General features: G+C 48.8%; 16 protein-coding genes and 1 pseudogene. 14 read left to right on the top strand and 3 right to left on the bottom strand.

Features of this window, described 5'->3' with window-relative positions; all coding sequences use genetic code 11:
* Window positions 1–8 precede the first annotated feature (8 nt).
* From KO499_RS18590 to KO499_RS18555, 8 genes are all read left to right on the top strand, one after another.
* The gene (locus KO499_RS18590) at window positions 9–383 is read left to right on the top strand and encodes a hypothetical protein (RefSeq protein WP_215985233.1); all 375 of its coding nucleotides are present in this window, start codon (window positions 9–11) and stop codon (window positions 381–383) included.
* A complete protein-coding gene (locus KO499_RS18585) occupies window positions 373–1,044 on the top strand; it encodes a hypothetical protein (RefSeq protein WP_215985232.1) in 672 nt (223 codons plus the stop codon). The genes KO499_RS18590 and KO499_RS18585 overlap by 11 nt, the downstream gene beginning before the upstream one ends.
* 102 nt (window positions 1,045–1,146) lie before the next feature.
* On the top strand, window positions 1,147–2,784 hold the full coding sequence (locus KO499_RS18580; RefSeq protein WP_215985231.1) for an MBL fold metallo-hydrolase: 1,638 nt from the start codon (window positions 1,147–1,149) through the stop codon (window positions 2,782–2,784).
* Window positions 2,785–2,893: 109 nt separating this feature from the next.
* Window positions 2,894–4,426, top strand: a complete 1,533-nt coding sequence (locus tag KO499_RS18575) for a Wadjet anti-phage system protein JetA family protein (protein ID WP_215985230.1) — start codon at window positions 2,894–2,896, stop codon at window positions 4,424–4,426.
* On the top strand, window positions 4,419–5,111 hold the full coding sequence (locus KO499_RS18570; RefSeq protein WP_215985229.1) for a DUF4194 domain-containing protein: 693 nt from the start codon (window positions 4,419–4,421) through the stop codon (window positions 5,109–5,111). Before KO499_RS18575 ends, KO499_RS18570 begins: the two co-directional genes overlap by 8 nt.
* The gene (locus tag KO499_RS18565) at window positions 5,108–8,767 is read left to right on the top strand and encodes an SbcC/MukB-like Walker B domain-containing protein (protein ID WP_215985228.1); all 3,660 of its coding nucleotides are present in this window, start codon (window positions 5,108–5,110) and stop codon (window positions 8,765–8,767) included. The genes KO499_RS18570 and KO499_RS18565 overlap by 4 nt, the downstream gene beginning before the upstream one ends.
* The gene (locus KO499_RS18560; protein ID WP_215985227.1) at window positions 8,764–9,921 is read left to right on the top strand and encodes a DUF2220 domain-containing protein; all 1,158 of its coding nucleotides are present in this window, start codon (window positions 8,764–8,766) and stop codon (window positions 9,919–9,921) included. Before KO499_RS18565 ends, KO499_RS18560 begins: the two co-directional genes overlap by 4 nt.
* A 77-nt stretch (window positions 9,922–9,998) precedes the next feature.
* The gene (locus KO499_RS18555; protein WP_215985226.1) at window positions 9,999–10,622 is read left to right on the top strand and encodes a DUF6988 family protein; all 624 of its coding nucleotides are present in this window, start codon (window positions 9,999–10,001) and stop codon (window positions 10,620–10,622) included.
* Between the two features lie 558 nt (window positions 10,623–11,180).
* Here the strand turns inward: KO499_RS18555 and KO499_RS18550 are convergent.
* Together KO499_RS18550 and KO499_RS18545 are read right to left on the bottom strand one after the other, a co-directional pair.
* Window positions 11,181–11,825 (bottom strand): metallophosphoesterase family protein, encoded by a 645-nt coding sequence (locus KO499_RS18550; protein ID WP_215985225.1) that lies wholly within the window; start codon window positions 11,823–11,825, stop codon window positions 11,181–11,183.
* A 15-nt stretch (window positions 11,826–11,840) separates the two neighbouring features.
* Entirely contained in the window at window positions 11,841–12,179 is a 339-nt protein-coding gene (locus tag KO499_RS18545; protein WP_215985224.1) for a DUF6957 family protein, read from the bottom strand.
* A gap of 251 nt (window positions 12,180–12,430) precedes the next feature.
* Here KO499_RS18545 and KO499_RS18540 point away from each other — a divergent pair, with 251 nt between their 5' ends.
* From KO499_RS18540 to KO499_RS18520, 6 genes and pseudogenes are all read left to right on the top strand, one after another.
* Window positions 12,431–13,054 (top strand): hypothetical protein, encoded by a 624-nt coding sequence (locus tag KO499_RS18540; RefSeq protein WP_215985223.1) that lies wholly within the window; start codon window positions 12,431–12,433, stop codon window positions 13,052–13,054.
* Window positions 13,047–15,011, top strand: a complete 1,965-nt coding sequence (locus tag KO499_RS18535) for a DDE-type integrase/transposase/recombinase (RefSeq protein WP_215985222.1) — start codon at window positions 13,047–13,049, stop codon at window positions 15,009–15,011. Before KO499_RS18540 ends, KO499_RS18535 begins: the two co-directional genes overlap by 8 nt.
* Window positions 15,011–15,922 (top strand): TniB family NTP-binding protein, encoded by a 912-nt coding sequence (locus KO499_RS18530; protein ID WP_215985221.1) that lies wholly within the window; start codon window positions 15,011–15,013, stop codon window positions 15,920–15,922. The genes KO499_RS18535 and KO499_RS18530 overlap by 1 nt, the downstream gene beginning before the upstream one ends.
* Window positions 15,922–16,296: pseudogene (locus tag KO499_RS19985) on the top strand (TniQ family protein); the annotation flags it as partial. The gene KO499_RS18530 and the pseudogene KO499_RS19985, both read left to right, overlap by 1 nt.
* A gap of 51 nt (window positions 16,297–16,347) precedes the next feature.
* Window positions 16,348–17,547, top strand: a complete 1,200-nt coding sequence (locus KO499_RS18525) for a hypothetical protein (protein ID WP_228340044.1) — start codon at window positions 16,348–16,350, stop codon at window positions 17,545–17,547.
* Complete coding sequence (locus KO499_RS18520; protein ID WP_215985219.1) at window positions 17,548–17,883, top strand: hypothetical protein; 336 nt, start codon at window positions 17,548–17,550, stop codon at window positions 17,881–17,883.
* 389 nt (window positions 17,884–18,272) lie between these two features.
* Here the strand turns inward: KO499_RS18520 and KO499_RS18515 are convergent, their stop codons facing one another.
* Window positions 18,273–20,240: a putative bifunctional diguanylate cyclase/phosphodiesterase gene (locus KO499_RS18515; RefSeq protein ID WP_215985218.1), complete on the bottom strand. Its 1,968-nt coding sequence runs from the start codon at window positions 20,238–20,240 to the stop codon at window positions 18,273–18,275.
* Window positions 20,241–20,249: the final 9 nt, after the last annotated feature.

Raw genomic sequence — 20,249 nt, 5'->3', positions numbered from 1 at the left:
GACGCAATGTGAATTTAAGATCCATAATTCTGGGGTTATCCATCCTGGCCGCTTCCCAATCCCTTTTCGCCAAGGAAGGGCCATTCGAATACAAGGATGCCAGTCTGCTGGTCCAATCATGCCAGGAAGCGGTGGACGTATTTTCATCGCATGAGAAAACAGGCTATTTGGCGGCTTACAGGACATCGCTCTCCGAGGCGCTCAGAGCTGGCTATTGCATCGGTGTTCTTGAGCAATTCGCAGATGCGTACGATCAATATTGCGTGGGAAGCGCAGACTGGTTCGAAAATGCAAAGCGCATTGCATCGTTGAATTTGACTGCGCGTGAAGCCGTTACAACATCGACAATGGACATTCTTGAAGAGTACGCCTGTGGATACTGAGGGGCTTACTGTCCCGGAGGCGATTCGCAAACTCTTTGGCGTTGATGTGGCGAAAGAAAGCCACTTACTTAAAGACAAGGCCACGTCTTTCGTCCGCAATGGACTGATCGCCGTACGAAAAGAGCAAAAGGTCCAACGGCCTGCTGTCTATTTGGAGAGTGGCCAGGGCGTCACCCTTCACAATGCTCTGGTTTTGAATGCGGTGTTTTCAAATCCCAAAGACGTCAAACGAATCTTTGAGGATGACCAATACCGCAATGAGTGCGCCAATGTTGTTAAGAGTTTGCTGACCAATCGGGAATCGGTCGTGGGCCAAGCCCTTCAATCCGGGGCCTCAGAGCAGATGGTCGCGTTCCTTGCGGATACCGAACGAAACTTGCGAGAAGAACCCATCCCTAACCCATTTCAGGTCCTGCCCCAGGTCGCTCTTGGGGAAAACACCACCCTTCTCCACGCCCTCCTCGTTCAGGCTGCCTCGTTGGAACCTACAGATTCGTTTCTGCTCGCCTATCTAAACGGAGACTGGGACGCCGCCCAAGAGCTGTCCTCTCAGCTATCTTCCGGCAGCGCCGAGTTGCTCGCCCTCAAAACCGAAGTAGATCGGAAGCTGGCAGAAGCCCATGAGTTCAGTGAGTTACTAAGTTTTTTCCGAAAAAGATAGAAATTTTCCTGATAGCGGTTGGTAGTGCATTGCACTGATTGATTCTGATCACCGGGCCTTAAAGCCCGCTTTGATCAAACCAATCGTGTTGAGGAAAATACTATGAAGGTCAAATTTGTTGGTGCTATTGATGGTGTAACGGGTTCTTGTTCCTGGCTCAAGCATGAAGCCACGAATACCCAGTTATTGGTGGACTGTGGCATGCATCAAGGCACCCACGATACCCAATTCAAAAACCATGAAAAGTTTCCGTTCCGTCCTGCCGAAATTAAATACGTCCTGCTGACTCACGCCCATATCGATCATTGCGGCCTCTTACCTCGATTGGTCAAAGAAGGGTTCCGTGGCCACGTGTATTGCACGGCAGCAACGCGAGATATCGCAAAGCTCCTTCTTGCCGATTCCGCCCGACAGCAGAACGACTATAAGCAGCATCACGTGGATCAGATTAAGTGGCATGCCATCGACCAAAACGACTTTTCGTGGAGAAAGATGCTGCGATTAGCTGATGGACTCAGCGTCAATTTCATGCGCAGCAGTCACGTACTGGGTGCTGCCATGGTTTCGATCGCTTGGCAGACCAGCGAAATCGATGAAAGCGGTAAACCACTCCTGAAGAGCATTTGTTTCAGCGGCGATATTGGTTGCCAGGATAAAACTAATTGCTACCTTCCCCTGATGAAGGACGGTTTTGAGCCCTTCCCTAATGCGGACTACTTGGTTGTCGAGTCCACATATGGCGCTACAGTGCGAATTCCAGAGTTCAAGGTCGCTCAGAACAGACAGGCTGCTCTTTCAGATGCTGTTGAACGCACCGTTTTTTCTAAAGGCGGAAAACTCTTTATCCCAAGTTTTTCGTTTCACCGGGCTCAGGAAGTTATCGCGGACTTCATCTGGCTGGCTGAGCAAGAGGCTTCCGAAGATGAGCCAATGTTTGACCAGGGTCGCCCACTGAGGGTGGCACTGCACAGTTCCCTGGCAACAAAGCTCTGCAAGGTCTTTGGTCAGTATTTGGGCGCTCGAGTGTCCTCAGGAAAGTACCAATATCTGAACAATGAGCTTCCAGAGCGGATTGGCATGAGTGGCGAGCAGCTTTCCAAAGTTTTCAGAGAGTTGGGATCGGGACGAACAGTCAGCCTTCCGGGCCTCGAAATAGAGCCGGTATCAGGAGGTCGACAAGATGCCGATCGGGCTCGGGATTGGGCCGATGTCATCATTGCCAGCGCCGGTATGTGCGATCACGGACCAGCCAAGCAACATTTGGACGAACTCGGGCACGACCCGAAAAATACATTGCTCACCACTGGATTCATGTCGGCAAGCTCAGCGGGTAAAAGATTTGTTTCCCACGCACGGGATCCTGATAGTGATTGGAAAGGGGCGGAGGTTGTTGAGATGTCCCATTACTACTCAGCACACGGGGATCAAACAAAGCTTCTTGACCACATTTTCAACTTGGAAGGCTACACCTCATTCATGAGAGAGACGGTTGTTTTCATTAACCATGGTGAAAGCAATGGTAAATCAGTCTTCAGGGAAGCCATTGAAAAACGTGCCAGCGAACGGAAACCAAGTGACCGACGGGTTTCCGATATCCAAATAGCCAACGGACAATGGTTTAACCTGGATACCGGGTGTTACGAGGATGGCCCAAGGCCCGAAGACGAGCTGAAGAAAGCGATGTTCGAGAAGGGGCTGAGCGCCGAGGATGTAAAAAAATTGATCGAGCAGCTTTCATAGTCGACAAGTATGAAGCAGACTTGCGTTAAGCTCGCATTTTAATTGGTGTTTTAAGTGAGTGGCTAAGCATTTGGCCACTCACCTCTCTGCCGAAAACAAGGACGGAATCATGAAGGCTGCACCAGAGCCACCCAACCTCGATAACAGGGTCGAGTCTTTTTTTGTCGACGAAAATGCCAACTTCTTCCGCCCATTGGTGGGGCGCTATCGCGAAGTCGTGGTTTCGTGCCTTCGTGAATTGTATTCCCGGCTATACAGCTGGGATGCTGACTACAACGTGCACCTGAACCGAGAAGACGTCCTGACCATTTTTCAAGGTGCCATAAGCCGTACGGCGATACTTGAGAGCGATCCGGATATGGATGCTTCTGATGAGACAGATGACAACCTTTCTGTTCAGGATCGGGCCGCAAAAGTATTAAGAAGACTGATGGAGTGCGGATGGATCACCGACTATATGGATTCGGTGACTATGCGGAAGTCCTATCAGCTATCCCCCACAGGTAGGCGCTTTTGTGCTCCCTTTGTACGAGATTTTGAGGAGTTACTGCCGCAAACCAAGAACACCCGAACCACCCTTTCTCTACTCAATAACTTCTATAATTCCGTCCTGACGGACAAACCAAATCCTCAGGATCTGTTGTTCGCTGTCCATAGCTCAAGCAAGGTAGTCATTGACCTCAATAGCCTGATTGAAGAGTTGGACGAGAAAAAGCGCTACCTCATTAAAGTCGTCAATAAAGACCTCGAAGAAGCGAAGCAAGCCGGAGACGACATCATGGGCTATGTCCGTAACCGTCTCGTCCCTGAGCTGAGAACCCGAATTAAAACCGACTCGATCGAGCGGTATAAGAGTGAGATCCTCGGCATCATCGACAGGCTCCATGCCCTACCAAACGATAAGAAGGCGCTCATCGAACGAGCCCTTCGCAATGAGACATACAGAGAGCGCCTCCCTGGGAACCCAGCATCAATCCTTTTATGGGCTTTGGACACGATTGACACCTGCCTCAATAAAGCCTGCGAACTTAAGGTTCCTGAGCTTCGACACCAAGCTGACTCTTTCATGCGCCGAATGCAGTTGCTCATAGACCACTTGACCACCATTTCCTACGGAGAGCACGAACACGAGTCGATCTTCAAAGTAGTCAGCGAACTCAAGACTATGGCCGAAGAAGACTTCAACAGCGTCCTCGATGGCAGCCTTAATGATCTTGGGCATGTACGAATGGGGCTTATTAACCCAAGTAAGGTCAGGCTTCCAATTCAACGCGAAAAGCAGGTGATTGACGATACAGTCACGGAGCCCGTCGAGGAAACCGCTGAACAGAAGCGACAGCGATACATCCTGAACGCGCTCGAGAGACTATTCGCTGTGAATACCACCAGGATTCGGGAAAGCGCGATCAAAGAGTTAGCGAATGGGCGAAAACTCCAGGCCAGCGATGTGTTAATTGGCGATGTGGACTCGTTGCTTTTTGTGCTAAACGGTCCGGTAGTAGGCAGCATTGCCAATGAGAAGAACGACTTTATGGTGCACCCAGTTGGTCAGACTTACGAAAATCCCTACCTGATTGCCGACGATTACGAGATTGAATACGTTGGACCCGAGCTAAAGGAATTTGAGGCGCGGCATGATTGACTACATAGATAAGGAATTGAAGCAGGCCAATGCCGATTTGTCCGACTTCCGGCGCATCGTCAATCGGCTTTTGAACCACCAAGCGATCTACAGACGCCAAAGTCAAGTCGAGGGTGAGGACTACGATTTATACCTCCGGCTCGAAGCACTCGTTCGAGACTACCTTGGGGTTTTAGGTTTCACCCTCGTTCATCATTCGAGCCAACGCTATGTGGTCTGCTACCCACCAGGAGCTGAAATTCCCGGCGTCTATAACGACGATACCGAGCAGCATCATTACCAGCAAACGCTTAGACGTAATGAGAAAATAATGCTCATTACGGCGCGCTACCTTTTCGAGGAGCTTCTGAGGGAAGGGAAAGTGAGCGATGAGGGCGTGGCGTTTATTGACGTGGAAAAGTTAAGCCACACCTTTGCAATGATCGCCAAGCAGCCACTGGACAAGGAAAGTGAACGCGAGGAATTACTGAGGTTTCTGAAGCGTTTGCGTATTGCTGAATACAAAGACGCTTCTGAACCTGATGCCTATATCGGTATTAGAAGCACCATTCTTTGCTACACGCTCAATTCGGTGCTAGATGAAGTCAATCGACTGCTAGGTGTCACTGTGGATCAAGAGGAAGTCTATAGCGTTCCGGATGATTTCTCTCTTGAGATGACCGACGACGAGGATGTCGAAGGATGAAACTGCATAAAATTGGACTTATAAACTGGGCTAATCTGCCAATCGGAGAATACGAGTTCGACCCCCGACTCAACCTGATTACGGGGCACTCTGCGGCTGGAAAGACCACCATTGTAGACGCTGTTCAAACGGTGATGACAGCTGCGAAACGCGGTCTGTTCCAGTACAACCCCGGTCAGGACGAGACGAAGCAGCACAGCCAGAAAAAAGAGACGCGATCGCTCGCTTCTTACGTTCTCGGTTGTGACGACGGTCGATACGCGAGACCTGATGGAGCTTTCTGTCATTTGATTGCAGTTTTTCGCCCGGATGTCCCCGGAGAAAGAACGGAGGTTCTCACAGCGATTGTCAGTGTCAGCGCCCGGTTGGAGAAGTCAGGGGCCAAGATGGCTGCCAAGGAGGATGTCCAGAGTTTTGCGTTGGTGAAGGGTGAAGCCCTTTCTTGCGACCACTTCATGGTTTCAGAAGGCAGCCGAAAAACCGTAGTTGCCCCCGAGCGGGTTAAGGAACACTTCAAGAAATATTACCCAGATATCGGCGTCCAAGTTTGTTCAGGCAAAGAAGACTATCTGGTGCATTTGTATGGGGCGCTTCAGGGCAAGGAAGTCTGCAACCGAACAGAAGCTAAGGCTTCCGCGAAGCAGATTTCTAAGTTCATGGCCTACAAGCCGATGGACACGGGCCTCGATGAGTTTGTTCGTGAGGAGGTTCTTGAAGAAAGCGATATGAGCAAGGATGTTCAGAGAGTCGCCAGTATGATGAAGTCGATTTATGAGATGGAGCAGGAAGCTCATTTGATCAATGAAGCAGTAGCCGATTTGGAATCCATGCATTCCGCCTCCAGCTCACTGATAAAGCATCGAATCAAGGAAAGCTTGCACCGCTACGAAAGCAAAAAACGTGAAGAAGCCCGTTTGCAGCGTGAGTATATTGGGCACACGACGACGCGGAAAGAAAAGCTTCAACAGCAAGAAGAAGCTCGACAGAACGCTAGTGAGTTGCGGTTAGAGTCTGAGCAACTGACTGAAAAGCTCATTACCCTGAGGGCCCAAGCGAGAGGTATAGATGTTCTTCGCGAGAAGGAACGCCTTGAACAATTACTCGATGACTTGCAGTCACGTCTAACAACGCTCACCAGCGCTGTCATACAGGCCGATCAACTTCGACATCAGCAACGAAAAATTGCCGACGCAGGGTTGCAGGCGTTGAGTCTGCCAGGTGCCAAACCACCTTCCGGCGACCCTCAGCGATGGCAGGCCGTATTTTCCAGTGCCATCGAAAAGGACAGCTGGGATCAAACTACGGTTCAACAGTGGCTTCAAGAAAGCAGTCTAGATGACATAACAAAAGCGAAGACTGCCGGTCGGCAAACCGATGCTGCATACTCTGAAATGGCGACGCTCCTTCAGTCCGCCAAGGACGACATTGACCAAACGTTCTACGACGTCCGCACTCGAAAACAGGCTCTTGATGAGGAGATAAAGACCCTCACCACTGAAATCGACAGACTGGAAACCGCTGGGCAAATCACCCTTCCCCGTCATGTCGACACCATGGTTAAACTCATACAGCAGGAGCTGCCCCAAGCCAACGCCAGTGTGCTCTGTGATCATATTGAAGTCCGGGACCCAGAATGGCAGCTAGCGATCGAAGGTTTTATGGGCAACAACCGCTTCGTCATACTGGTCGACGAGGAGTATGAGCGCGAAGCCCTATCGCTCGTAAAGCGTGAAGCCGATGCTTTGTCGAGACGAAATTTTCAGTCATCGAACGCCATCATCCAAGGCAAAAAGGCCCGGCGTGACAGTGAAGGGCGCAATCCTCCGTCTGACTCTATTTTTCACCTTCTTGAGTTCTCCCATCCCACAGCTGAAGCCTACGTCAAAGGCAGCGTTGGCAATGTTGTCACGGTAACCGATGACAACATTTTGACCCAGACGCCTCGTGGCTTGACCCGGGACGGTAAAGCTTCTGGGGCCTACAAAATGTTCACCGTAAGGATGAACGATGAAGAGTTGGTATTTGGGCAGAACGCAAAACAATTAGCCCTCCAGGCGAAAAAGAAACGGCTTGAGGCTATGAAAGAAGAACAGACGGACGTCGATCGCCTGAATCGTAATGCCTCATTTTGGCGCAGTTCCCTAGAAGACTGCCGCTCACCGCAGATCGAGTCCTCTTTGCAGAACTTGGAGAATGCTCTAAAGGAACAGCTTCGTGTTAAAGGCGAACTCGACGCTTTGGATCTGTCCGACGCACAAGAGCTGGAAAACGAGATTCAGCAGACCAGCAATGAGAGCAACAGGGTTAATCGAAAACTCGAAGAAGAATCTAATCGGGACGCTGTTTTAAACAGCGATTGCGAAAAGCTTCTTAGTGTTATCGATTACGTAAGTGATCAAAAAGAGCAAGCCAGTTCAGCGGTTGAGAGCGAAGAGGAATCAATAAGGCGAATGGTGAAACACTGGCCCGCCATCGATGTGGATGAGGAATTGGAGGCTATCGATGAGGCCGCCACGGACGATGCGGACTTGCTGTTTCACTTCGAGACGTCTTACTTCAAGCGGATTGGTCAGGCTACACGGGTCCTTCAGGATGCTTCGCGTGAGTTCAACCTGAAAAAGGTCCGGCAACGAGTTGTGGATGTCTCGGGATATTTTTCAGCGAGCACAGATGAAGATGAAGTGGAAAGCGTTATTCATGAGTTCGTCCTGCTGACTGATCTGTATCGACAGGTGGACTCTTTGCTCTCCCAATTCCGTAACGACATCCTGGCAAAACACAAACACGATCTTGCCAACATGTCCAAAGAGTTTCAGGACATCTTTGTCAACGAAATATGCTACAAGATGGTCAATGCCATTCGGGACGGAAAGAGTCGCCTCGATATGCTGAACAGGAGGCTCCAGCACATTAAGTTCGGTGACGACCGCTACAAATTCACTTCCGAAATGGTCCCTCAGTACGACGATTATTTGCGTTTTTTCAAAGAAGTTACTGAGTCTGACTTCAATGATGTATTGCTCATGGAAAGTGATCTTACAGACGAGAGCAAACAGATTTTTGAGCGGATTCGAAACTTACTGATCAGTGACGAGCTAGACCGATCCCTGGTAGAGCTGAACCGAATTACCGACTACAGAAATTATCGGTCATACGACATTCTGAAGATTATCGACGACACGGAAATCTCCCTGAAAAGCTATGGGACAGGATCCGGTGCACAGATGGAGACGCCCAGCTACGTCATCAAAGCGGCTGCGCTCAGTTCGGCGTTGAAGTTCGACCAGCAGGCGCAGAGCTTACGCATGGTTTTGATTGATGAGTCATTCGCCAAACTGGACGACTCCCGATCGAAAAAGGTACTGGATTACCTGTGCACGAGCCTCGGACTGCAAGTCATTTTCGTCGCTCCGAACAAGAGTGCGTCGATCTACTACGACCAGGTCAACTTGAAGTATGACGTCTCCAAATCTTACGTACCTGAAAAAGTTGGCGAACTAAGCACGCGAGTCTACGTGCACACCGCCTGGCTTAAGAAAGAAGCTATTAACGATTTGTACGATAGAGAAAAGCAGTTCGTCAGCAATCGTGCGGAAAACGGTGAACTTGATTTTTTGGACGAGCTTGAAGAACAAGCTTCGGGTGGCCGTGAATGACTGATCGCCCACCGTGTCTCAAAAACACCTGTGTTCGACGCACGCTCAATCGTTATCTCGATATGTTGGACAAACAGCCTTTCGAAGGACGATCTAAGCGACTTACGGATCGCATTCTGCCGAAGCACTTTCCTGAACTGTTCTCACCACGAGAGCCCGGCGAAGATGACGTCACATGGCATCACCTTACCCAATTAGAAGCACTTGGCATTGTCACGTTTGAGCGAACCCGCTCACGCGGTATCGGAAGCGATGCCCCCTGGGAGCACACTCGAATCGTTATCGCCCCTGAGGGCGAACCGTTAATGCGTGATTGGCTTGACCGGCCCGTGGTAGACGAGGAATCGCTCCGATGGCAGGAGGCGTTAGTCCCATTAAGGCATGCGTTCAAAGCGCCAGAGCTTATTAAACCAGCAAACCTTGGTAGGCTCACTCAATACAAACCTGCGGCTGTAGTAGAGCGCCTAGCAAGGATTCCAGAAACGCTGGCCGCTAGTCCCCTAACCCTTTATCAGCTGAGTGCTCAATTATTCTGGGGAGACTCAAAAGCGCTTAAGGGAAAAGAAAGGCTTCTTGACCAGTTGTTCTCGATCCAGGTTACGCAAATGCTCTCACGCCCTGTACTCATCGAGGGCACCTATCGTCCAGGCGCTGAAGGTATCCTGCTTGTGGAGAACATGGATACTTTTCTGGCAGCTTCCAACGGACAAATTAAAAGTGCCGAAAATCTGACGATTCTCTTTGCCCAAGGGTTCAAAGGCACCACCTCGCGAATACGGACAAAAGGGATGGCCCGGTTTTATTGGTCCGATTCCCCGTTCCCCGAATCTGATTGGCTTAACCACTTCCACGAATCCTGGTTCGGTACTTCTAAATTTCTCGGCCCCATCTACTATTTCGGTGACCTCGACCCGGCAGGCCTATCCATATATCGCCAGATGCGCACGACGTTCCCGGAACTCGAACCATGGAAGACCGGGTATAAGGCTTTGGTAAAGGCTCTTGAACGCGGTCACGGCCATCCCTTGGCTTTGGCGGATAAGACCAACCAAGGCTCGCTTCCAGACACAGGCTGCGCTTGGATGGAGGCACACGTGATTCCCGTCATGAGAGAAACGGGATTGTGCATTGATCAGGAATTCTTTCTCAATTAACGAGTTGCTCGGCCTTGTCGGGAACAAAAGGCATTCAATTGAATTCCACCATGGACACATGTGGTAGGAACCACCGAATGAGCGGAACTGGAATTTTTGAGGCTTCTGATAAGCTTGCTTCTGAACTGCAACAGATAATTGATCTGCCGCTCTATGATGATTCATCCAGGGTAAGGGTAAGTGACGTCGCGTGCTCTCTCTCATTGGAACATTGGCATGCCGCACGCTCGCTTCTCCGCGCGGGACGGCTACCGTCGGCGGTAGTTATTCATCGCGCGCAGTTTGAAGCGTTGACGCGTTCAGCCTGGGTCTTATTCGGGGCATCGAACGAGCAAGTTTCAAAACTTACAGCGGATCTCTCCATCGAATCAGAGCAAGCAGCAAAGAATATGCCCCAGATTGCCCAGATGATTAAATCTCTCGAGAGCAACGGGCCCATTCAACTTCACACGGCGCTTGTCCGCTTCAAAGAGAACTCCTGGAAAGCTTTGAATTCTTATGCACATGCTGGAATTCACCCTATCCGGAGACATCACGATGGCTACCCCTTAAAACTGCTTGAAGATGTGCAACGCAATGCGAATGGTCTAGCAGTGATTTCGTGCATGCAGGCTGTGGTGCTTGGTGGTAAAGAGCAGTTACAACGTGATGTTCTCAGCCTGGCGACCAAGTATCCGACGTGTATGCCGCCTGAGCTTTAAACTTTTGATTCGGGCCATCAAGCTCAAGAATGGCTGAAGGATTTCATTGTTTAGTCTCCATCGTGGTTCTGCCAATGCGGAATTGTGCAAGAGGCGTAAGACACTGAAACTAATAAACTCTTGGTCCGACCATCTCTTCACCTGCCTGTTTTCGACGTTTTCGTGACGCTCTGTCACTGTACCTTCTCGGAACATACCAGCTTGACGAAAAACTGTCACCAATAAGAATTACACACTTCGATGGGCCTACCGCTCTGCTTCCCAGTACTTCTTGATCCAAACAGCTATCATTTGGTCAAGCATTTCCCTTGGGATGCCTGCCAGAAAGCCTCTTGACTCAGACTGTAGAAAGAAGTTTTCACTAACGACGAAATCGTCTGAATTGAGCACTATGAGCGTCCCGTCATTGACAGCCTTTGCAAGCAACTGATTGAGGAATCGTTGGTGGGTATTACTCCACGTGATGGACATTCCTGCGTTCACATTATGTTTAGATTCCATAGCCTTACCCCGTGGCGTTCGTAGCTGACGCCAAAAAAAGCTGGCCGCTCGCCTTCTTCAAGGCTCAACGTCTATAACGATCGGTGGATTCACCGCCCGGTAAGCTTTCGAGCAACTACACGCGTTCACAAAAACCGCCCCATCCTTGGCCCGAGTGCCCGAGCCGTAGCTCTCGTGAATGTGACCAAATATGTGTGCCTTGAGGCTTAGTTGGTCGATACGCTCTTTAAGATCCTCACACCCTACCTCAAGCTCTATATCGTTCTGCACGACTATATCCAGAATCCCATGAGGTGGCCCATGGGTGATCAAAACGTCTGTATCGCCTGGAATGAGTGCCCAATGCTTTGCGATTTCCGAGCCGCGATCGCGATTAAATGCCCAATTCAGAAATGTAGGTGTGACAGGACTTCCCCAGAACTTAAGTCCGCCTATCGTTACTCCCGAATCCTCAAGATAGATTGCGTTCGTGACCATGCCCCGAGCTTCCTCGGGACGTGTTTGGAAGCACCAATCATGGTTGCCAGCGATAAGAATTTTGTGAGGATGAGGCTGTTCCCCTAACCAAACATTAAAATCTTCAAGCTCAAAAATGGACCCGCGTCCGAGGCAGTCCCCGGCGTGAACGAGAATTTCTCCGTCCGGAATCTCTGTGATGTTGTCGTGCATGCTGTGGGTATCTGAGATGCATACAATTCGCATAGTGTGATCCTCTCTTCATTTCCAATCAGGAAACTGGCGATTGAGGTCCACTAAGACCTCCCAATCATCTGGGGAATGGCCTGCCCTGATGGCGTTAACTGCTTCCACAGGCAAAACAATCCGTTTCCCATCGCCCTCGGCCTGATAAATGCTGTTTTTGGTATGGAACACCTGCCCCTCGTACTCGTGGAGGACCAGGCTCGTGCAGCAATAGTCCCCCTCGATCCAGCGATTTTTGTAGTCTATTACGACGATTCCCCAAAGCACCCTCTTATCCATTGGCTCCTCGTTATGCGTAAAGTCGATCAAAAACCAATTTTTTATGACGGTGTCGACGCCAATTTCAGATTTCATGATCAAAACTCCCCATCTGATTCCAGAATATTTTGACTTATCGATAGCTTGCGCTTAGAACCAAAGGTGATATGCATTAATTTATATATAAATAATGTTTTCTAAGAAAATCATGCTTCTCTAATTAAATAATCAGATTTCTTTAATATAAAAAAATTAAATATCTGTTTTTTAACGTTTTTTCTTGAAAAAAGAGTATGGACGACCATGTTCTTCGGCGCTAGTCTTTTTCTCAAATTGAGGATAAAGAAATGCCAACCAAAAACAGAGACAAGTATTCCCGTATCAAACCTGCCATCGAGTTCTACTCGAAGAAGAATCGAGCACAGATGTTCTGTGAGAGCAGGACTGAAGTGGGTGCGTTATACGAATTAGAGTTTGATCCAACGGTCCGTCGCTACCTAACCCAACCAGACACGTTCACCTACCGAAGAAATGGAGCTAAGCGACGGTATACGCCGGATGTTCTTTGCGAAGGAATTGATGGCAGGTTTTGGTTTGAAGAAATCAAGAGCTGGAGGGGAGCAAATCGACCAAACTTCCAGGCCAAGCATCTTTTTCTGACAGAACTCTTCGGTGATGTACTTGGCGTTCCGCTGAAACTTCGAATCTCAACAGCGCCCTACAACTGCAACTGGCGAGGAAATCTTGCGTTCCTCTACAGATACCTTGGCCATGCGTTTAACGACGCAGCCCACTCCGCTTTTGGACGTGTTCTAACACCCACTCCGATTGAAAGCGTTATCGCCCAATCGAAAGAAGCCAAACTAAATGTGAACACCGTCTACGCTGGCCTTGCCCAAGGATTACTTGCTTTCGACGACCGCCAAAAAATAGGCCCTTGGACAGCAGTATGGGGGACAAACAATGACTAAACCTTTGTTTGGCCCTGGTAGCCGTATTGTTTTGGACGGCAAAAATGCACTCATTGCCCATGAGAACGGCGATTCTTTCGTCCTTTTCACTGAAGATGCGGTACAGCGGGAGGTTTCGAAAAAAGTTCTTCAGATTGCTTACCAAGAAGGGCGCATGCGATTTAACGTCGACAGCCCTGATTCAGAGGTCATTCGGAAACCGTTTTTGACAAGCACAGAAGCAAAAAAAGCCGAGTATCTGTTGGCTTATCTAGAGCCCATGACCCATTACGAAAACACAGGCAGTAAGAGGACTGCTGCCAAGGTCATAAAAGACGTGGTAAGGAAGCACGGGGACGCCGTAATGCCAGCGCCAAAACCCGACACTCTGTACAAATGGTTCAGGAAGTGGACGGAAGCTGGCAAAAATATCTTGGTCTTTTTCCCTGCTGGCCGCACATCGAGAAGAAAATCATCAATCGCTCCCGAGTATTTGGAGCTGATGACCAACACAATTGATGAGCTTGTGCTCACGCGTAATCACTGCACCATTGCGAGAGCCTACCGAGAATTTCGGTCTCAGGCAGAAGCACTTGAATCCAAGAATCGGATACCCAGCAAACAAGCTTTTTACGATCACTACAATCGCATCGACCCGAGAATCAAACTCAAAACGCGGCAGGGTAACTCCGCCCTTGTTCAAGCAACTCGTATTGCTCTTCGTACCTATGAAGTACGTCATCCCCTTGAGCGCGTCGAGATCGACGCAGCCCATTTGACGATGTACTTGGTAGATGAGTATCTGAACTTGATTGCCAACAAAGTGATCGTCTACCTCGCCATAGACGTCTATTCGAAAGCAATCGTCGGCTTTGCAATGGATTACGGTATCAACATTGCCGAAAAAAGTGAGGGTGTGACCGAATGCTTGAAGTCAGTACTTCGGGATAAACATCATGATCTCTCCTACCTGACGAACCCTTGGCCAGGCGGTAAGCCGACAACGATTGTCGGCGACCCAGGTACGGCCATCATTTCTGAAGCTTTTACTACCCTGGCAGGTCAACTTCAGATTCACCGGGAGGTAACGGAAGCCCGTCAAGGCTGGAAAAAACCACACATCGAAAGCTATTTCAAAGTCCTGAGGGCAGATTTTCTGAAACGACTCAGAGGATATGTTCCGAAGCGATCTCCCCTGCTGAAGTTCGACCATAGCCTGAAAGACCTGCGGTGCTTTATGGCCGCCGAGTTCGAAAAAATGATGATTACCTACCTCGTCAATGGCTATAACCATGCCGCTCAACCAAAACTCAACGGTATGTCGCCGCATGAAAAATGGCTGGAAGGGATTGAGAAATATGGCGAACCGGAGATGGTAAATGATCTCAGCTTTGCCAACTCATTTGGCGGAAACTTAACTAAACGGGTGCTGAATCCGACCAAAGGCATTCACTTAAATGATCTCAAGTATAACTCTGTCGCGCTTCAGGACCTTTATTTCCGCTTGGTCAAGAACTACGGAGACAGACTTAAAGTCGAAGTCCGTTGGTCTTCGCAGGTTTTGACGAAAGTGATGGTCCTTGATCCAGAAACGAGGACGTACCTGACAGTTCCATGTACCAAAGATCTGCCAGAGGGGATGACGCTGTCGAAATTGAAGGCCCAGAAAAAACTCATAGGAAACCTGCGACACTCCGACACACTCAAAGATTCCGAAGAATTTCAGAATGTTCAAACGAGGGCTCGGGACGTCGGGCGCTCCAAGCGAACTCGAAAGCAACCACCGGCTACCGACGCGCAGCCAATGTCGAATGATCAGTTGGAAGCGTACTTCAGACAGTCCGACATGGACTCGAATTCTGATCCTGCATTGTCACCCGCTGCAAACGTTTCTGACGTGATGGGCAGTGATAATGAACCGTCCAGTTCTCCTAAGCCACGCCGTGCCCGTGAATTCAAAATCAGGGAGCGTGGATAATGGAAATCTCCGGTAAAGAAAGAGAGGCATTTCTGGACACCATCGTGGAGCATCCTGCGTTTGGCGAGGCTCTAGACGCCGTAAGACGAGCGCACTCCACACGCGGCTCACGAGTTAGGGGAACCATTGTTTACGGTGATTCGGGTGTTGGAAAAACCACCCTTATTGATGAGTACCTTTTAGAGCACCCTCGGGTCGACGAGAGCGATCGGACACGTATCCCCGTCATCACGATCGAAACCCACAGTGGTCAAACCAACAAAATGTTAGCTCAAGAGATACTGCATGCTCTTGACTGGCATTATCCCGCCACAGCAACGCTTCCCAGGCTGATAAATTTGATTAAGAAAGCCTTCGTAGAGCTGGGAGTCGAGTTGATTTTTTTCGATGAGTTCCAGGAGGTCCTTCCTCAGAAAACGAAGGAGTTCCCAGAGATCGTGCGATTCATTAAGCGGGTGATGAACATAACCGGTGTGCCGTGGGTTTTGGTTGGTACCGATCCAGTCAAATCCACATTCACGCTGGGCGGGAACCACATACGCAGGAGATTCAAGGGAGCATACCAGCTTAAGCCGTTTTCCATCAGAACCCCTGAAGATCTCTCTGATTTTCGGAGTTACATTGAAATCTTGCAGCAGGCCTTGCCGTTTCACTGTAAGCATCTGACAGAAGAGAATAATCTCCTTCGAATTTATTGCGCGACACTTGGCGTACCAGGATTCATCGCAAACCTGTTCGGAGAATTGATCGACCTCCACGAAGAGGACGAAATTGTTACCCTGGACGTTCTTGCCCAAGCACACCAACGCGCGTTCATTGGTTCTGGAGAGACCACAGAGGGCGCGTTGATATCGGACAACCCTTTTCTTCTGCCTCTTTCGAAAATCAAAAAAATAGTGGGGGATCTCTAATGCTTCTACCTTACCGCCCTCTCCCCCATCCGAATGAGAGTTTGCCGGGATACAGCGTCAGGTTGACGTCAAGCTATGGCTTTAGAAGCCCAGACTCGTTCGCTCGACAGGTTTTTGGCTATACGCTCCCCTCATCGCTATCAGACAAATTGATATCCATGGACAGGTGGCTGGACTCGTTGGAGGTGTCACTTGGCTCCTCTCCAGGCAAGCTCGGCAATCACTTTGCTCAGTTGCGAGAGCAACGCCGGTGCGAGGATCCGCGCCGAATCATCAGAGATATTGTCGTCAGTTCCCCCAGAGTTTGCGAATACTGCATTTCTGAGAAGCGTTACCATTGCTTTGAGTGGCAAGTTGCTCACCATATCGTATGCGACTCACACCATAGCCCCATTTTGGATTGTTGCCCTGAATGCGACAGCACCTTGAAGTGGGATGAAAATCTTCTTCATGGTTGCGGGACCTGCGGTTACAAATGGGGGGCTCGGTCGAAAGCGCTTGGCGATGAAGATTTCACTAATTATTCATTGGCCCAGCAAATTACTCCAGATTTGGACGGGCTCTACCAAGCGTATCTGCACTCAACATTTATGGAGGGTCACTCCATCTGGCCGAGGGCGAAGGTACCGTATCATCCGCATAAGCACTTTCTAATGATGCAGAGCGCATACCGGCTGGTCTGCGACAAGTGGTGGAATCGACATGTATCCGAGCGATTTACCCCGACCGATCTCACAAATCCATTTCGACGGTCCTTGGCAGGCGTACGTTCCGAGAGACTCGAAAAACTGTTAAATCCAGTAGCCTCTTCCCAGTTGTCATTCGAGGAGATTGAGTTAACTGTCGTCAGCGATCCAAGCTTGGTAATCCCAAAAAAGCATCAAAAGCACCTAGACACCGTGGTTGCCGAGGATATCTCCGAGGCTGATACGGTCGCCGAAGTGCTCGGCATTTCAATCCATCAGGTAAACCAATTAGTTTTCAGGGGCATCCTGCACTGCCAGTCCAAAACTCAAATCCTCCGAGATCGGGCATTCGATCTTAGTCGAGTGGCTCAGGACATCTCTGATTTGCTGTCGAAGGCTCATACAACCTCGATCGATGATGTCACCGATCTTGATCTTGAAGACGCGGAGGGAGTGGCCAAGAGATTCGGATTTGACCTGGTTGATTGCATTGATTGGCTGCATTCAGAGAGTTTGCGGTTCGCCCTGGTTGAGAACTCCGCCTGTTTGGCAGGAATCAGGGTTAGGAGGAAAGACTTGATCGATTGCTGCGAATCTGAACTCTCCAAGCGGGCAGACGATGAACAGTTGGATCGCTTAACTGTTATGAAAATGCTTGGCGTTCCTGAAGGGGTACTGGATTTCCTTGGAAAGGAGGGGGTGCTTCCCAGTGAGCGGTGGTATGGGCCCGGTATTCGGTACGAACTCAAAACGGTAAAGGAATTGTTGAATCGCTACCGCATCGCAAGGAGAGAATCTGCCATCTGGGGAATACCAGTATCGGATGTCTGGAAACAACTGAACCGTTCCGGAACAAATGTTCTTTTGGAGGAACTTCCAGGAGGGCATTTTGTTGGAATTGTCGAATGCGACAAGTTCGCATTGAACGAGGCTGCTTAAATGACCGACGACAAATCTAAGAATCCCGTGACCTCAATGTCGTCTTATAAAACTCGACGTGGGTTTCGTTGTCTGATTGAAGCATATTCCGCCTCACTACCTCCACCCTCACTCCGATTCCAGAACCTTATTTTTCTGTATCCCGAAGAATTGGCTGTGGGGTCTCACAATCTCCTTTTCGAACAGCTCAACCGCCGTGCGTTTAAATTCAACCAAACGCTGGTCATTACAGACGTTGGGTTCGATCGCGGTGGGCTGTATGTGAATTTTGATGAGATCGGTTCCTGCGACGAGGATCCAAATTATGATGACCTGATAGACAACTGGAACCATTGAATTTGAGTTACGTCCGCGACCACGAACCGAATACGTTAGTCCCTCCTTCGCAAGCAACCCTCCAGAATTGACACATCCCTGATCTCAACAGCCTGACCCTTCTAGACTGTTTTCCATTCCACATAGCCATGCTATATTCAGTAACACTGGATCGTGTATATCTCTGTTTTTAAATAGATTTGTGGTTGAAAATTTACGTTTTAGCTTTATTTTTGAAAGGAATTTACGACTTAGCTTTACGCAAAAATTTACGCTATCTGTACTTTTGTTTTAAGTCGCTGATTTCACGAAAGTCAGAAGTTACGACCCGGCTTTAATCACCACATTCAATACCAGTCTTACCCACAGGATCCATCGTCCAGCATAAGATCATCCATGATGCAGGCACGCTATGGCGGATTCCCGGAAAACACCGATTCACTTACCTGATTCGTTTCTTTGCATACATTGTTATCCAGCCAGGTAAAAAATTCGTCGAGTGCTAAAGGCTTTGAGATGAAGTAGCCCTGAACGGTATCGCACAGATTCTGGGACAGCCATTCATACTGTTCCGCTGTTTCAACTCCCTCGGCCACCAGCGGCATGTCTAAGCTGTGTGCCATTGCGATAACTGTTGAGACAAATGACGAATGCCGACCGTTTTGTGGAATCGGATCGATAAACGACTTATCGAGCTTCAACGTGTCTGCGTTGATCGAAGCCAGGTAGCTCAAAGACGAATAACCAGTGCCAAAATCATCTAATGCGATCCCCACGCCTAATGCTGAGATTCTCTCGAGCGCCTGGTTTACCTCTATTTCATCCGTAATCATCATAGTTTCGGTAATTTCTAGCTCCAGAGAGCGGCCAGTACCATGAAGTTGGCCGGTAATCTCCTGAACAAGCGGGACAAATTGAGGATCAGTCAGTTGCTTGACTGACACATTGACTGCAAGCGAAAACTTCTCGGGCAACGTCGATGAACCTATCAAGATACGAGCGGTTTCTTCGAGCACCCATTTTCCTAACGGGATGATATCGCTGGTTGATTCAGCTATGGGTATGAATTCTGCCGGACTAACCATCCCCATTGACGGGCTATACCAACGAACCAGCACCTCCCCACTCTCAACAATATTCTTTTGAACATTGATTTTTGGCTGAATATGTACAGAAAACTCCTTCCGTTTGATTGCAACGGATAGCTGTGATCGGATAAACGCGCGCCGATTCATTTTCATGGCCATGTCTTCCGTGTAGCGCTCCAACCGATTGCCTGAGTGCTTATCCGCCTCTTTGAGAGCAGCCAACGCAAAATTAACCACTTCTTTTTTGTCACTGGAATCGTCGGGAAACGCTGAGCAGCCAATCAAGAGATTGAAGTTCATAGGTCCCAGGAAGGTTGTTACTGGTTCCTCGAACAGGCCAAATAAATCCCCTCCCAGTGAATGCGACATGTTCCCTTCTACTCCGGGAACCAGGATCAAAAACTCCCCAAGGCCGAGGTGGGCTATTATCTTATGGTCAAAGCCGCTGGCCTGTAGGCGTGAAGCAAGGTCGCGAATAATCTCGTCGATGGAGGACTTACTATGGCTTGAATACAGCGCATCGACATCCCGCACCTTTAAAGAAAAAATAATAAACGATGATAGCGAAGCATCAGTACGGTTCAGGTATGTAGATATTCCCTCACGATTCAGTAAATCGGTCACCGAATCGTGATATTTATCATGCCTTAGTCTTTTAATTGTTATCCCGCTTGTCTTTAATAGATCTTTATCATCAACAGATTTTAGGATTTTTTTAGAAACTCTTCTCTGCTCTAACAAATACATTATGCAGGCAAAAAGAAGAACAACCATAAAAGCTAAATGCTTATCAAAACCATCATGATAGATTAAAAATGATGAACCACCAGATATAACAATTATGGCTGAATAGGTAAAAACCAGAGGTGAACAGTGTGAAAGTGCAGGAACAGGTACAGAAATTATAGCAAATAACATCATAATAAGCGCAACCTGGTCCGAATGCCCCAGGCTGGGGAAAACAATAAATGGGAATATCCCCCACATTGCGGCGGCAATGCAGCAAGCCAGAATAAAGCTCCAAGTCCAATAAATGTAACTTTCTTCTTTAGGCTCTGCACCTCCATCAAAAAAAAGAACATACATCAAAGCATAGATTATAGAAAAAACCACAGCCCAAGTAGTGATAGAGGTAGAGATTTCAGATGAATAAAAGTAGATTGAAAATAAAACTACGGCAATAAACCCGAGAGGAGGAATAAACTTTGAGCGCCAATATAGCTCACGAGAGAGCTCCAATCGGAAAAACCTTTTTTGAACTTTATTTTTATATTGCCTTAAGAGTTTCATTAAAACCTG

The sequence above is a fragment of the Marinobacter sp. F3R08 genome, assembly GCF_018860425.1.
Lineage (GTDB): Bacteria > Pseudomonadota > Gammaproteobacteria > Pseudomonadales > Oleiphilaceae > Marinobacter.
This window is presented reverse-complemented; position numbering and strand designations above follow the sequence as displayed.